The following is a 13,675-nucleotide window of genomic DNA, read 5'->3' as shown; positions in this document are numbered from 1 at the left end:
CTTTTATACGAATTTTGCTTCTACTCGATAAATCGGCTGTCCTTTTGCAGAAAATTTTTCTTCATACTCCGTCATAATATTATCTTCAGGCATATTTACATGCAAATCGAGCGAAACATCTTTTATTAACATACCATAAGCAGACATGCTAATTAAAGAATATTCAAATAAACCTCGGTTATCTGTTTTGAAATGGATTTCCGCATTGTCTATTAAAATAGATTCATATAGTTTCAAAAATCCTTCATGCGTTAAACGTCTTTTAGCATGTCTAATTTTTGGCCATGGATCAGAGAAATTCAAATAAACGCGGTCTACGTCGTTTTTCTCAAAGTATTTGTCCAGATCAGCACCATTTACTTTTAATAGGCGCAAATTTGGCGGAGAGCCTGCAGCAATTGCATTTTCAACTGCGGAAACAATTACGCTATCATAAAGCTCTATTCCAATATAGTTAATATCCGGGTTTTGTTTAGCCATTCCTGTTATAAATTGACCTTTCCCTGTACCTACTTCTATATGAAGGGGATAATCATTTTTAAATTCGGACTCCCAACTCCCTTTTAATGCTTCCGGATTCGGAATGACGATCTCAGGGTGGCTATTTATAAATTCCTCTGCCCACGGTTTATGTCTTAACCTCATTACGTTAAACTCCTTTTTCTATGTGTTTTGCTAAGTTCCAAGCTTTTGGTATGACTGAAAATGAATACATGCGATTTTCAGCTGTTATACAAGAAAACTCCCCATCTACATGGCCATATACTTCATCACGAAAAGTAATTGAATACCTTTTTGCTTGAAATTGTATGACCTCTTTAAACTTTGTATGCTTTCCAAAAAACACGGTACCAAATATAAATAATAATTTCCATCTCGCTAAATTGTATACTACCGTCATTTCAATAAGTTCATCGTCTGGTTTTGAGGAAGGCGAAATTTTCATTCCTCCACCAAAGTATGGTTGATTACATACAACGAAGAACCAAACATCGTCATACGTTACCACTTCTTCATCTTTATGTAAAGTGAAAGAAAATCGCTGAAAAGTAAATAATTCTTTTATGAGGTATAAAATGTATGCTAACTTTCCTAAACCAAATGCATTTAATCGTTGTTTCCATTTAGAATGATTAACAGAATAAGCTACTTTTGCATCAAATCCAAAACCCGCATTATTGACAACCTCATACCGATGTTGACCAGTATCTAACAAAGCTAAATCCATTTTTTCAGATGCATAAGCGCTATGTACATAACAATTTAATTGTTCGATCGTTTGAAAAACAGAAAATGTTCGGCCGAAATCATTTCCGCTGCCTGCAGAAATAACGCCAACACGAACATGATCATATCCTGTAATTCCAGCAATTATTTCGTGGACCGTACCATCACCACCAACAGCGATAATTAACAAGTCTTCGTTACTGGAAGTTGCATAGTTTCTTGCAATTTCAATCGCATGCCCAATTCGTTCTGTTATCATAAACGTATAAGGAAAAGAAATTGCATCTTTCCACTTCTTCCATACCTTTTTTCCTCGTCCATTACCCGCATGCTCATTGACGATAAACACTACGTTATTCATCTTTCTCCTCGCTATCTAAATCCCAAGAAGACCTCGAATAAGAAGTAGTTTGCACTAAATTTAAAATTGCTTGCGCTGCTTTAAATTGCATATGTTTCATAGGAGATGGTGAGCTTTTTAATGATGAAAACCATTCTGAATATGTCCTGCTATCGATAAATTGTACATTATAAGCAGAACCAGGATAATCGATATATCCATTCCTCGAAAGTATTACCTTTCTGATTGGCAAATCTATTTCTTCTTTTTTAAAGACTTGCAATAAGATAGATTCCATACGATTAATATTAATCATTGGACTTAATACTTTTTTCTCTTCTTTTCCACTTTTTCTTATCCAAAAACGGTCTCCACTACCGATAAATGCATCTAAATTTTGCTCTTCTAGCATGACGATACAGACGATTTCCGTTGGCAAAACAAGCATTATATCTAATTCAATCGGTGCTTTTTTTAGCTGCAATATAGGATAATAAAATAAAAAATAATTATCCGGCAAATTTTGCATAAACGTTCGGAGTAAAGTATCCCGCATAAATTTAGGATCTACATACGATTTTTCACGTAAAGTAGAACTAGCCCATTTTAATTGAAAATGGAAAAGTTGATCTAAATACATTCTTTTCAAATCTTCTTTCGTCTGCGGCTCATAGACGATTTTAGGTTCGAAGAAAAGAGGAGTGGGTTCATCCGCTATAGTATTTACTTCATCTATTTCGTTTGGTTCCCACGTTTCTTCATCTGAGTTTTCCTCTTTTTTGCGATGAAACAGTTTAGAAAAAATAGATTTTTTCTCTGGTTCTTCTATTACTTCTTCTTCCGTTTCCTCCCAAGTATTATTTAAAGTCCCTTTTTCAAACGCTTCTTTCGTACGCTCCCATTGTTGTTTTTTCAATCGAATAAATTGAGTTGGGTATCTTTTCAAATCTTTTTCATAGCGTGAAACATAATCTTGTAGCTTCACTAATTGAGCCATACTACCCCCTCCTACTCTGTATATATTCTATCTCCTCATAGTGAGGGGAACGATTGTTATTTATTTGGAAAATGGAAAAATGAGAAACTTCAAAACGCATCTTTCGTAAATGAAAATCTTTTGCATGCAATTCATTCTTTGATGACCATTTTTTAGCAATCGTAATATGAGGAATGAATGATGTTACGTTCGTTATCTCTATTACTTGTGATAGACGCTGTACAATTTCTTGTTGTAAGACAACTAAAGGATTACTATTTTCTACCCCTGTAAAGACTACTCGGGGTGTTTGTTCATTTCCAAAATGGGATAAGCCACTTGTTGTTAGTTCGAACGCTTCCCACTGAATGTCTTGTAACCGTTGCACTATCGATGCTAGAACATTTTGTTCCACATGCCCTAAGTAAAAGAGCGTGATATGCAAGTCGTCAGCAACAGGCAATATTTTATGTGTTTCATGCACATTTGTATTTTCACGCTCGTTTACAATCTCATTTGCAATAGGCTCGGGAATTTTTATACCGATAAAATAATGCTGTTTCATACACCAATAGACGTTGGGATTTTTTGTTCAAATGCTTTTTGTAATTTTTCTGTCCAGTCCCCACGTTTTCCGCTTCCAATTAGTTGACCATCAATCGAAATGATTGGCATTACTTCCGCATTAGTAGAAGACATAATTACTTCGTCCATTGCTAATGCTTGTTCTTTTGTGAACGCCTCTTCGACTACTTTTAATCCAATTTCGTCGCAGCAGTCTAAAATCACTTTTCTTGTAATCCCATTCAATATTAAATTACTTACAGGATGTGTATATAGCACGCCATCTTTAATACCATACACATTAGAGGAAGAACCTTCAGTTATGATTTCTCCGCGGTGTTGAATTGCTTCATAGCATCCTTTACTGATTGCTTCTTGTTTTGCAAGAACGTTACCAAGTAAGTTTAATGACTTAATATCACAACGAAGCCAGCGAATATCTTCTACAAAACAAGCTTTTACTCCGTTTTCCAGTTGGGTTAATGGGCGTGTCGTTTCTTTCGTGTATGCTGTGAGAACAGATTCCACTGCAGGTGCAGGGAAATTATGTTGTCTTGGGCTCATACCACGAGTAACTTGTAGATAAATTTGTCCATTTTCTACTTCATTCGTCTCGATTAAATCGTGAATCATTTTATGCATAACATCTTTTGTATAAGGTATGACTAATTGGATTTTATCTGCGCTTGCATATAAACGATCAATATGTTCTGTTGCTGTAAATACATTGCCATTATAAATTTTAATCACTTCGTAAATGCCATCACCGAATTGATAACCACGATCTTCATATCCAATTTTTACTTCTTCTTCATTTATGATTTCATCATTCCATAATATTTTAGCCATTATTTTTCTCCTACATCTGAAGTTTTACTTGCTAACTCTACAATTGCATCTGCATATATGGCAGTTGCTTTTATTAAATCTTCAATATCAACATACTCATCTACTTGGTGTGCAACATCTTTTCTACCTGGGAAGAGCATACCGAACGCAACCCCTTTGTCGAGTACGCGTGCATATGTTCCTCCACCAATAGATATAAGCTTTGCTTCTTCACCTGTGTTTCTTTCATAAACTTTTTGCAATGTTTGAATTAGTTCATCCTTTTCATCCACATAATGAGGAGCAGAATTTGAACCTAAATCTAATGTAATACTCATTTCCTTAAGCACTTCTCGACATGCAGCAAGCTTTTCTTCAAAAGGATACGTAACAGAATAGCGCATACTTACTTGCGTGCATGACCCTTGTTCTGGCGCATAATGAATAACCCCAGGATTAAGCGTAGTATCACCTGAAACATCATCCGTAAAATTTAAGGCAAGTTTATGTCCCCTACTATCTTCTCCAAACCCTTCTACTAAAAAGTCTACAAAAGCTTTCGAATGAGCAGTTAAATTAATCGTTTGCAAAAATTTCGCAAGGAAAATTGCTGCATTTACTCCGTCGTCTGGTTCCATTGCATGCGCCGATTTACCATGCACTAACACTTTGACCATTGGGCCTTGAGGAGCAACTTCTCCTGTGATCCCATGACTACTAGCAAACGCATCGAATTTTTCTTTAATCGTGATAAGCCCTCCAAAAACGAATGCAAATGCCTCATCTGGCACCATATTTGTACGCTTTCCTGATTGGAAAAACTGGATCGTTTCTGTCTCAGGTGAGCCCGTTTGTGTAAAGATTAAACTGGCGATTCCCTTTTCTGCATTAATGATTGGGAAATCTGCATCTGGTGCAAATCCAATTGTCGGCATTTGTTCTTTTTGAAAATAGCGATCCACACAACGGAATCCGCTTTCTTCGTCCGTTCCAATGATCATACGCACTTTTTTAGAAAGTTCAATGCCGGATGCTTTTACTAATTTCATCGCCATCCAAGCAGCGATTGTTGGTCCTTTATCATCAATTGCCCCACGGCCGTATACTCTATCATCTGCCACAACCCCTTCAAAAGGAGGATATGTCCAGCCCGATCCTTCTGGCACTACATCTACGTGACAAAGGATACCGAGAATTTCTTCTCCATTCCCCATCTCAATATGACCAGCCATATTATCTATATTTTTTGTTGTAAATCCTGCTTTTTCTCCTTCTTCCAGCATATATTGTAATGCTTCTAATGGCTTCGGACCGAAAGGCATTTCTTCTGTTGCCAAATCTTTTTGAAGGACGCTAGGAATTTGGATTAACTTTTGTAATTCCGAAATGATATCTTGTTTCTTTTCTTCTGCAAGTTTTAACCAGTTCATTACACAAATCTCCTCCGCTATTCATATATATAGCTATTTTACACTTATTTTGACTGAACGTCTTTTAAAATAATTTTAAGGTGGAAAATGCCTGTACTTTCAGATTTTTATGTAAAACATTTGTAAATTAATTGATTTTGATAGAAATTTGGTAGAAAATCTACTATAATTAAATTGTCAGATAATACTTTTGACTACCAATATAGTAAAGGGGCTGTAAATTGCAATTATTTAGTTGCTTTTCACCCATGTCGTCCGCTAGTCTAGCCAAGAGATATGAAGATGAAGGAGTGGTTGAATTATGAAACCTACTACTGATCGGATGCTCAATCGAATTAAAGACATGTACATGTTCATCCGAGATAACGGAACTGTTACTACACAAGACTTGGTCGATGAATTTGGCATCACTCCTCGTACAATTCAACGAGATTTGAATGTGCTTGCTTTTAATGACTTAGTTATTAGTCCAACAAGAGGCAAATGGACCACGACGAACAAACGCGTTAAAATGACATCTTAGATACGTACAATATGAAAAGAATGACCATGCTCTAAATTTAAGCGAGGTCATTCTTTTGCTGTAATTGCTCTAATTCTTCTGCAGTTAACTCCCTATATGTACCTTCTGATAGGGAATCATCTAACTTAAGTGTCCCCATGGAAAGTCTCTTTAAGTAAACTACTTTTTTTCCCACCGATTCAAACATTCTTTTCACTTGATGGAATTTCCCTTCCGTAATTGTCAATTCAATTTCAGAAATAGGTCCACTTTTTAAAATATCCAGTATTCCGGGTTTTGTATGATATCCATCATCTAATATGACCCCTTGCTTAAAAGCCTCTATGTCTGACTCATCCACAATCCCTTGCACTTTGGCAAAATATACTTTCGGAACATCCTTGTTTGGCGACAGCAAACGATGCGTTAAAGCACCGTCATTTGTGAGTAACAGTAGTCCTACCGTATCTTTATCCAGCCGCCCTACAGGATAAGGATTGAAATGCTGTACATCATTGTCCAATAAATCAATGACGGTTTTATCCCTTGTATCTTCTGTTGCAGATACCACACCTGCTGGTTTATTTAACATCAAATAGATGAACTGTTTATATGGAATAACATCACCATAAACGGATACTCTGTCTTCATATTCATTCACATGCATCGAGCTATCTTTTACAGTGACATCATTTACTTGGATTGCCTTTGACTTGATTAATACTTTTACTTCTCTTCTTGTCCCAAAGCCCGTATGAGCTAGAAATTTATCTAATCGCATTTCGTTCTCCTAAAAACCAATTTTTTTCGTATACTTCGTCAGTCTTTCACCAAAGAGCTTTTGCGCAAGACCAAGGCGCAATGTGAAATACCCGTAAAAAGCCGCCCCAATAGACGCACAAACGAAAATAACTACTAAGGCTTCTAACTTATGATCTATTGCGAACATTTTCTCGATGCCCCATTTAGACAAGTATACAAGGCTTAACATTACCACATTTACAATGACTATTAATAATGTACGTCTAATAACCATCGGCGATTTATAATGCAATGATTTTCGAATCGCCAACATATTTAATCCGATGGCTACAATATATCCAGCAGCAGTCGCCAATATAGCTCCATCTGTTTCAAATGCTTTTATCAAAGGTGTATTTAATACGAGTTTCGTTAATATACCAAGTAGCAAATTCAAGATAATAAGTTTTTGTCGATCGATTCCTTGTAAAATCGCTGTCGTTACCGGATAAAGCGCGAATAATATCGCAACTGGCGCATAATGTGCAAGCACCATCGACCCTGTTTCACTTTGCTGATAAAATACAAGGTAAAATTCATTCGCTAAAACAGAAATCCCCATTGCAGCTGGTACAGTTAGGAATAATAATATTTGAAAAGTTTGGTCTAGTGATTTTCTAACTTGGCCAAAATCTTGTTTAGCGTAATAACTAGTAATTAAAGGAATTAACGTCATGGAAAATCCTGTAGCTAGCATTACTGGAATCATTACTAATTTATGAGCAGAAAAGTTGAGCATTCCAAGTAATGTATTAGAAATTTCTCCATTAATACCTATTTTCAACATTGCTCGGTTAAATGTAATCATATCGATAAATTGGAATAATGGATTGATAACACCAACTAAAGCAAATGGAACGGTGTAAATCAGCATCTCTTTATAAATATTTGTAAGTGAAACATCAGAAGTCATTTTACCACTCGAACTGAGCAATCCATTAAACTCTGGCTTTAATTTTTTCCAATACCAATATAAAACGATTAAACTTGCAATCGCCCCTAAAAACGCAGCAAACACCGCAAAAGAAATCGCGGTTTTTTCAGAGCCTTTGAAAATATAAACGACCATAAATCCGCCTGCTAGGACAAACAGAATACGTACAATTTGCTCAAATAGCTGTGAAACTGCTGTAGGAGACATATGTTGATACCCCTGGAAAAATCCTCGGATTAAACTCATGACAGGTACAACAATAACCGCAAAACTTACATATTTAATAACGGTTGCTACATCTTCTACAGTAAACAGTGCCTCATCATCTTTAATAATGAGATGAGCAATTGGTTCCGACATTACAAATAAAACGATAAAACCTAAAACTCCAGTACCCATCATCAATAGCATACTAGATTTTACTAATTTTCGACCAGTCGCATAATCCCCTAGCGCATTGTATTTCGATACAAACTTAGAAACGGCAATAGGCACCCCAGAAACAGCTATCGCAAGCATAATGGAATATGGTACATATGCGTATTGATATAGTGCCACATAATCCTCCCCAATGATTTGGTAAAAAGGAATAACATATAACACACCTAAAATTCTTGATAATAAGAGACCAACAGTCAAAATCATTGTCCCTTTTAATAAATTCGAAGCCATAAAACCCGCCCAATCTTCTAAAATGTCTACCTTACAGTTTACATCTGTCGTAACAAAACCACAATCATGTATAATAAAGAAAAAAGTGAAAGTGTGAATTATTTATGTATGACGTTATTGTAATCGGTGGGGGTCCATCTGGATTAATGGCTGCCGCAGCTGCTGGAGCAGAAAAGAAAAAAGTATTACTTATTGAAAAAGGGTCGAAGCTTGGGAAAAAACTTGCTATTTCTGGTGGAGGACGTTGTAATGTAACAAATCGACTTCCTCAAGAAGAAATCGTCAAAAACATACCTGGAAACGGACGCTTTTTGTTCAGTCCATTCTCTGTTTTTAACAATGAGGACATTATTGCATTTTTTGAAAATCTAGGTGTCCCTTTAAAAGAGGAAGACCATGGAAGAATGTTCCCTGTCTCGAATAAGGCGATGGATGTGGTGAATGCCTTACTCGATGAGCTTCAAAGATTAAAAGTCGAGATTAAATTAAATTCCCCAGTTGCTAAACTGTTAATGAATGATGAAAAAATAATTGGCGTTCGTCTAGCTGATGGAAAAGAAATAACTGCAGGTAGCGTTGTCGTTGCAGTAGGCGGAAAAGCAGTACCCCAAACAGGTTCTACAGGAGATGGCTATCCTTGGGCCGAAAAAGCGGGTCACACAGTTACGGATCTCTATCCAACAGAAGTTCCTTTATTATCAAGCGAGCCTTTTATTAAATCTAAGGAACTTCAAGGCCTTGCTCTTCGAGATGTGGCAGTTTCTGTACTGAAGAAAAATGGAAAGCCTATTATTACCCATCAAATGGACATGCTCTTTACCCATTTTGGATTAAGTGGTCCGGCTATATTACGCTGTAGCCAATTCGTGGTGAAAGAACAAAAGAAAAATGGTGGACAGCTTGTACAAGTTCGTATCGATAGTTTACCTGATCAAAACGAAGAGCAAACATTCCAATCCCTCCTTTCTCACGTCAAAGAAGATCCGAAAAAAGCGGTGAAAAATGTTTGGAAAGGAATTGTACCGGAAAGATGGCTATTATTCTTACTTCAGCGTGCTGGTATACAGGAAAGTGAAGATGGTCAAAACTTAGCCCACGATAAAATAAGAGAACTTGCTCATCAATTAAAACAATTCACAGTAAATGTATATGGGACACAACCACTAGACAAAGCATTTGTAACAGGTGGCGGTGTATCCATTAAAGAAATTGAACCAAAAACAATGGCATCTAAGAAAAAGGACGGTCTTTATTTCTGTGGTGAGATTTTGGATATTCACGGGTATACAGGTGGTTATAATATTACGTCTGCCCTTGTAACTGGGAAAATTGCCGGAATGAATGCTGCCAATTTTACTGGATGATTATTATGAGGATTTGAAATCACTTTCTTGTCACTATAAGGTTATATTGGATATTTTATCACAACAAAAAGGACCAAATCGAAGGTCCTTTTTGTTGTATTCTTATTAAACAATTACATCTTCAGCAAAATAGATATTATAGCGGTAATTTCTTTTTTAAAAGCTCTAAATAGGATATAAAGGCATAATTTAAATTGATCTCTGACAAGGATAGCATAACAGGGTCTAACAGTGGATAATCATATAGTCTTCCTTCGTAAAGTAGTTCGAAACGCGGATGTATTAAAAAGTCATTTGGCGTGATAAGCGGAGGAGGAAGATTCCATAAATCTAGTCCACTTTGTTCAAAAACCTCTGCAATAAATTGAGAGCAAAAGTATTTATTCCTTTGGTTAATTGGACGTCGGACAGCAACACCAACGAGCCCCAGGAAATTATACGAATATATATCTTTGTTATTATTAAAGCTTTGGATAACATCTCTGATACGATTATACTCTTTTGGTGAAACCTCAATTTTTGATAACACACATCTCGTGTTATCAAAATATCGGTAAGTACCAAAATAAATATCTTCTTTTATAAAACCAGCAATCAACGGATTTCTCGGATATTTTCGCCCAAAACTATAGATTTCATCAAGTTTTTCGTCAAAAACGATAGAAGCATGATTGTAAGGTGCATTTGTAAAGTTTTTGATCGTTCTATTTAATAATGTACCTGTATCGGTCAATAAAACATAAACCGTCTTTTGTTCCTTATCCATCATTGTTACTCCTGTCCTTTTCCCCTTACTAGCAGTTAATCTAGTACCACTCTATTTTAGTTCATCTCCTGTGTCATCTTTATATTCTAGAATATCACCCGGTTGGCAATCTAATGACTTACATATCGCTTCTAATGTGGATAGCCTAATAGCTTTTGCCTTTCCATTTTTCAGTATCGAAAGATTTGCCATCGTGATTCCAACTCTCTCTGAAAGTTCTGTAACACTCATTTTTCTTCTAGCCAACATTACATCAATATTGATTATTATTGCCATCGTTTTCACCTCAGACTATTAAGTCATTTTCCGATTTTATATCAATCGCATCTTTTAAAAGTTTTTGAAGTACTGCAGCAAACACTGCTATTACCAGTGAAGCAAAAACAGGAACCATTCCTACTATAACAAGACCTGGTGCATCATCTAACTCTGCTACGAGAAACACAAATGGCAGAATTACCACATACACCCCACTAATGGTCAGCGCACAGAATTTGATTTTCTTGAGAGCTTTAACAGATAACTCAGAGAATGCTTGGTTTTTGTCTATATAACTTAAGAGTTTAAAAGTCTGATACAATGCAACAAAAAACGGTATCACTGTTACATACAAACCAATTAATATAGGATATAGTATATAAGCATAATCTGGATTTACAGGATTACTAGGTAACCAATACACCCCGTATATGCCCAATGCAAGAATGGGCATTCCAATAAGAATCACAACTACCTTTAGAAAGAGTGTTGATCCTCGTTTCATAAAAAGCACCTCACTTATTTATTGTCCATTTGAATTTAACACACAATTTATCGATTTACAATATATTTTTATTGATTTTTATTTTTTGTTTATTGCTGTACAAATACTAATTTCAGACCCATATCCTGCGTAGCCGAAATCACCAAAATAAAAATTGAATTTTGAATTTTTTTATATTACAATGGTCATTAACAAGCAATGAGGAAGAATAGTAGCTTTGTGGAATGCTTTAGAGAGCTGACGGTTGGTGCGAGTCAGTAGCGGACATAGAGTGAATGGGCTTCTGAGCTCCAAGACTGAAAGAAATAGTAGGTTTTGGCGTATGTCTACGTTATAAGACGCGCAAATGTTTGTTTGCGAATAAGTGGATTACAAAAGTAATCAATAAAGGTGGCACCACGGCTCTCCGTCCTTTTTAGATGGAGGGCCTTTTTGCGTTCAGTTGAGCAGAGAATAGGAGAGATAAGCAATGACAGTTGAGACGAGAAGTTATGAGATGAAAGAAATCCAAGGGGACATGATGACCCCTATTTCCATTTATCATTCGTTAAATGGAACAAAGAAAATGCTATTTGAATCATCCGCTAAGCATGAAGAAAGCGGACGCTATTCATTTATCGCACTAAATCCAATTGCAGAATTGACCGGTGACCAGTTGGGGTATACATTTTCGTATACAAAGGGAGACACCGAAAAAGGTTCAACGTCTGTAATTGAAAAGCTGAAAAATTTGTTGCCAATCCATCCAGAGAATTATCAATTTACATTTTTCGGTGGAGCAATTGGTTATTTTGGTTATGAAACGGCATTTTATCACGAGAAAATTGGTGAACTGTTGTCTGATGAATTAGAAATGCCCGATATCCATCTCATGTTCTATGATACATTTATTATTTTTGATCATTTAAAGCAAATCGTAACAATTGCTGCAATTGATTTATTCCAAAATGGACGTACCCAGCAAGAAATGTCGGATGCAATTGATAAAATATATACCGATTTAATGCAAAATTCCAAGCTTCAAGAAGATACGGACATAAAGCTTGCTTTTCAATCAAAGATAGAAGAATCTGCCTTTATAGAGATGGTTGAAAAAGCAAAAGAACATATTGTAAAAGGTGATATTTTTCAAGTTGTGCTATCACAACGTTTTTCTTCCCCTTTCGAAGGAAACCCTTTTGCACTATACCGCCAGCTTCGAACGTCCAATCCTTCTCCGTATATGTTTTATATGGATTTTGAAAAATATACGATTCTTGGCACTTCACCAGAAAGTTTAGTAAAAGTAAATAATGGTTTGGTAACTACAAATCCGATTGCCGGGACAAAACCACGAGGAAAAACTAAAGAAGAGGATATCCAAATCGCAAAAGATTTACTAAATGACGAAAAAGAAATTGCCGAGCATCGTATGCTTGTGGATCTTGGACGGAATGATATCGGAAGAATTTCGGAAATTGGCTCTGTGCAAATCGAAAAGTATATGACAATTGAATACTATAAATACGTCATGCATATTGTCTCGGAAGTAACTGGCCGACTAAAGGAAGACTTGCATATACTCGATGTATTAACCGCTTGTTTACCTGCGGGAACTGTTTCGGGAGCACCCAAAATTCGCGCGATGCAAATTATTAATGAGCTGGAAACTACAAAACGTGGAGTATACGCTGGGGCTGTTGGTTATATTTCTGTCACTGGTAATATGGATTTGGCACTTGCTATACGTACGATGGTAGTGAAAGATAATCAAGCATATGTGCAAGCTGGTGCCGGTATTGTTCATGATTCTGTTCCGAAAAGTGAATTTGAGGAAACGATTAATAAAGCGAAAGCACTTTTGGAGGTGCAACGATGATTTTATTGATCGATAATTATGATTCTTTTACCTATAACTTATTTCAGCAAGTAAGTAATCTTGGGAAAGATGTGCAAGTTGTGCGAAATGATGCTATCACAATTGAAGAAATTCAACAGTTAAATCCAGAAGCCATTATTATTTCTCCTGGCCCTGGTACTCCAGCCGAAGCGGGAATTTCAGTCGAAGTTATCCAGAAGCTACATCAAAAATATCCTATTCTAGGAATTTGTCTTGGACATCAATCGATCGGAGCCGCGTTTGGAGCAGATATTATACAATCGAAAACGATCATGCACGGGAAGATTTCAAAAATCCAACATACTCAGTCATTGATTTTTGAAGCTTTCACAGAGCCAATCTCTGTCATGCGCTATCACTCGCTCGTCATTGATGAACATACATTACATGAAAAACTAGTAGTACTCGCAAGGTCGCGAGATGACAATGAAATTATGGCGATTAAGCATCGAGACTACCCATTATTTGGGCTTCAATTTCATCCGGAATCGATTGGTACCGCGAAAGGTGACCAGTTGATGGAATCATTTCTAGAAATACTGCCATAAAGCTATATAATCACAAGCTCCTAGAGTCTTTCTAGGAGCTTTTATCGTGTTCAAAAGGAGAAGAATTGAGTTATTTGGAAT

15 protein-coding genes and 1 other annotated feature are annotated in these 13,675 nt (G+C 36.3%); of the genes, 4 read left to right on the top strand and 11 right to left on the bottom strand.

The window, feature by feature from the left end; translation table 11 throughout:
* Window positions 1–3: 3 nt before the first annotated feature.
* The 6 genes from trmB to pepV are packed head-to-tail and all read right to left on the bottom strand — an operon-like array spanning window position 4 to window position 5,365.
* Window positions 4–645 carry a tRNA (guanosine(46)-N7)-methyltransferase TrmB gene (trmB, locus tag ACIQ38_RS06545; RefSeq protein WP_402819823.1) on the bottom strand — a complete coding sequence of 214 codons (642 nt, stop codon included), beginning with the start codon at window positions 643–645 and terminating at the stop codon, window positions 4–6.
* A gap of 4 nt (window positions 646–649) precedes the next feature.
* A complete protein-coding gene (locus ACIQ38_RS06540; RefSeq protein ID WP_402819820.1) occupies window positions 650–1,588 on the bottom strand; it encodes a diacylglycerol/lipid kinase family protein in 939 nt (312 codons plus the stop codon).
* On the bottom strand, window positions 1,581–2,564 hold the full coding sequence (locus ACIQ38_RS06535; RefSeq protein ID WP_402819817.1) for a nuclease-related domain-containing protein: 984 nt from the start codon (window positions 2,562–2,564) through the stop codon (window positions 1,581–1,583). Before ACIQ38_RS06535 ends, ACIQ38_RS06540 begins: the two co-directional genes overlap by 8 nt.
* Before the next feature lies 1 nt (window position 2,565).
* Window positions 2,566–3,108 carry an RNA 2',3'-cyclic phosphodiesterase gene (thpR, locus tag ACIQ38_RS06530; protein WP_402819814.1) on the bottom strand — a complete coding sequence of 181 codons (543 nt, stop codon included), beginning with the start codon at window positions 3,106–3,108 and terminating at the stop codon, window positions 2,566–2,568.
* Complete coding sequence (dat, locus tag ACIQ38_RS06525; RefSeq protein ID WP_402819811.1) at window positions 3,105–3,956, bottom strand: D-amino-acid transaminase; 852 nt, start codon at window positions 3,954–3,956, stop codon at window positions 3,105–3,107. Before dat ends, thpR begins: the two co-directional genes overlap by 4 nt.
* Entirely contained in the window at window positions 3,956–5,365 is a 1,410-nt protein-coding gene (gene pepV, locus ACIQ38_RS06520; protein ID WP_402819808.1) for a dipeptidase PepV, read from the bottom strand. The genes dat and pepV overlap by 1 nt, the downstream gene beginning before the upstream one ends.
* Window positions 5,366–5,666: 301 nt before the next feature.
* Here pepV and ACIQ38_RS06515 point away from each other — a divergent pair, with 301 nt between their 5' ends.
* On the top strand, window positions 5,667–5,888 hold the full coding sequence (locus tag ACIQ38_RS06515) for a DeoR family transcriptional regulator (RefSeq protein WP_313891525.1): 222 nt from the start codon (window positions 5,667–5,669) through the stop codon (window positions 5,886–5,888).
* 37 nt (window positions 5,889–5,925) lie between these two features.
* Here ACIQ38_RS06515 and ACIQ38_RS06510 read toward each other — a convergent pair whose 3' ends face one another.
* Window positions 5,926–6,648: a pseudouridine synthase gene (locus ACIQ38_RS06510; protein ID WP_402819804.1), complete on the bottom strand. Its 723-nt coding sequence runs from the start codon at window positions 6,646–6,648 to the stop codon at window positions 5,926–5,928.
* 9 nt (window positions 6,649–6,657) lie between these two features.
* Entirely contained in the window at window positions 6,658–8,274 is a 1,617-nt protein-coding gene (locus ACIQ38_RS06505) for a putative polysaccharide biosynthesis protein (protein ID WP_402819801.1), read from the bottom strand.
* A gap of 104 nt (window positions 8,275–8,378) precedes the next feature.
* Between ACIQ38_RS06505 and ACIQ38_RS06500 the strand changes: the two genes are divergently transcribed.
* Window positions 8,379–9,638 (top strand): BaiN/RdsA family NAD(P)/FAD-dependent oxidoreductase, encoded by a 1,260-nt coding sequence (locus tag ACIQ38_RS06500; protein ID WP_402819798.1) that lies wholly within the window; start codon window positions 8,379–8,381, stop codon window positions 9,636–9,638.
* A 136-nt stretch (window positions 9,639–9,774) separates the two neighbouring features.
* On the opposite strand, the gene ACIQ38_RS06495 is transcribed toward ACIQ38_RS06500, so the two are convergent.
* The 3 genes from ACIQ38_RS06495 to ACIQ38_RS06485 are packed head-to-tail and all read right to left on the bottom strand — an operon-like array spanning window position 9,775 to window position 11,167.
* Complete coding sequence (locus ACIQ38_RS06495; protein ID WP_402819795.1) at window positions 9,775–10,404, bottom strand: hypothetical protein; 630 nt, start codon at window positions 10,402–10,404, stop codon at window positions 9,775–9,777.
* 51 nt (window positions 10,405–10,455) lie between these two features.
* Complete coding sequence (locus ACIQ38_RS06490; RefSeq protein ID WP_402819792.1) at window positions 10,456–10,680, bottom strand: helix-turn-helix domain-containing protein; 225 nt, start codon at window positions 10,678–10,680, stop codon at window positions 10,456–10,458.
* Window positions 10,681–10,690: 10 nt separating this feature from the next.
* Window positions 10,691–11,167, bottom strand: coding sequence for a DUF2975 domain-containing protein (locus ACIQ38_RS06485; protein ID WP_402819789.1), 477 nt, complete (start codon window positions 11,165–11,167; stop codon window positions 10,691–10,693).
* Between the two features lie 189 nt (window positions 11,168–11,356).
* Window positions 11,357–11,584 (top strand) — a binding site (T-box leader).
* Between the two features lie 52 nt (window positions 11,585–11,636).
* Here ACIQ38_RS06485 and trpE point away from each other — a divergent pair.
* Together trpE and ACIQ38_RS06475 are read left to right on the top strand one after the other, a co-directional pair.
* Window positions 11,637–13,025 carry an anthranilate synthase component I gene (gene trpE, locus ACIQ38_RS06480; protein ID WP_402819786.1) on the top strand — a complete coding sequence of 463 codons (1,389 nt, stop codon included), beginning with the start codon at window positions 11,637–11,639 and terminating at the stop codon, window positions 13,023–13,025.
* Window positions 13,022–13,594: an anthranilate synthase component II gene (locus ACIQ38_RS06475; protein WP_402819784.1), complete on the top strand. Its 573-nt coding sequence runs from the start codon at window positions 13,022–13,024 to the stop codon at window positions 13,592–13,594. The genes trpE and ACIQ38_RS06475 overlap by 4 nt, the downstream gene beginning before the upstream one ends.
* The last annotated feature ends 81 nt before the right edge of the window (window positions 13,595–13,675 follow it).

The sequence above is a fragment of the Psychrobacillus sp. NPDC096389 genome, assembly GCF_044762855.1.
GTDB lineage: Bacteria > Bacillota > Bacilli > Bacillales_A > Planococcaceae > Psychrobacillus.
Note: the sequence above shows the minus strand (reverse complement) of the source record. Positions and strands in the feature narration are given on the sequence as shown.

Excerpts from the sequence above, each read along its gene's own strand:
- thpR (WP_402819814.1), bottom strand. The coding sequence starts at position 3,108 with ATGAAACAGCATTATTTTATCGGTATAAAAATTCCCGAGCCTATTGCA.
- ACIQ38_RS06515 (WP_313891525.1), top strand. The coding sequence starts at position 5,667 with ATGAAACCTACTACTGATCGGATGCTCAATCGAATTAAAGACATGTAC.
- ACIQ38_RS06500 (WP_402819798.1), top strand. The coding sequence starts at position 8,379 with ATGTATGACGTTATTGTAATCGGTGGGGGTCCATCTGGATTAATGGCT.
- ACIQ38_RS06485 (WP_402819789.1), bottom strand. The coding sequence starts at position 11,167 with ATGAAACGAGGATCAACACTCTTTCTAAAGGTAGTTGTGATTCTTATT.
- ACIQ38_RS06475 (WP_402819784.1), top strand. The coding sequence starts at position 13,022 with ATGATTTTATTGATCGATAATTATGATTCTTTTACCTATAACTTATTT.
- dat (WP_402819811.1), bottom strand. The coding sequence starts at position 3,956 with ATGGCTAAAATATTATGGAATGATGAAATCATAAATGAAGAAGAAGTA.
- ACIQ38_RS06540 (WP_402819820.1), bottom strand. The coding sequence starts at position 1,588 with ATGAATAACGTAGTGTTTATCGTCAATGAGCATGCGGGTAATGGACGA.
- ACIQ38_RS06535 (WP_402819817.1), bottom strand. The coding sequence starts at position 2,564 with ATGGCTCAATTAGTGAAGCTACAAGATTATGTTTCACGCTATGAAAAA.
- ACIQ38_RS06505 (WP_402819801.1), bottom strand. The coding sequence starts at position 8,274 with ATGGCTTCGAATTTATTAAAAGGGACAATGATTTTGACTGTTGGTCTC.
- pepV (WP_402819808.1), bottom strand. The coding sequence starts at position 5,365 with ATGAACTGGTTAAAACTTGCAGAAGAAAAGAAACAAGATATCATTTCG.
- ACIQ38_RS06510 (WP_402819804.1), bottom strand. The coding sequence starts at position 6,648 with ATGCGATTAGATAAATTTCTAGCTCATACGGGCTTTGGGACAAGAAGA.
- trpE (WP_402819786.1), top strand. The coding sequence starts at position 11,637 with ATGACAGTTGAGACGAGAAGTTATGAGATGAAAGAAATCCAAGGGGAC.
- trmB (WP_402819823.1), bottom strand. The coding sequence starts at position 645 with ATGAGGTTAAGACATAAACCGTGGGCAGAGGAATTTATAAATAGCCAC.
- ACIQ38_RS06495 (WP_402819795.1), bottom strand. The coding sequence starts at position 10,404 with ATGGATAAGGAACAAAAGACGGTTTATGTTTTATTGACCGATACAGGT.
- ACIQ38_RS06490 (WP_402819792.1), bottom strand. The coding sequence starts at position 10,680 with ATGGCAATAATAATCAATATTGATGTAATGTTGGCTAGAAGAAAAATG.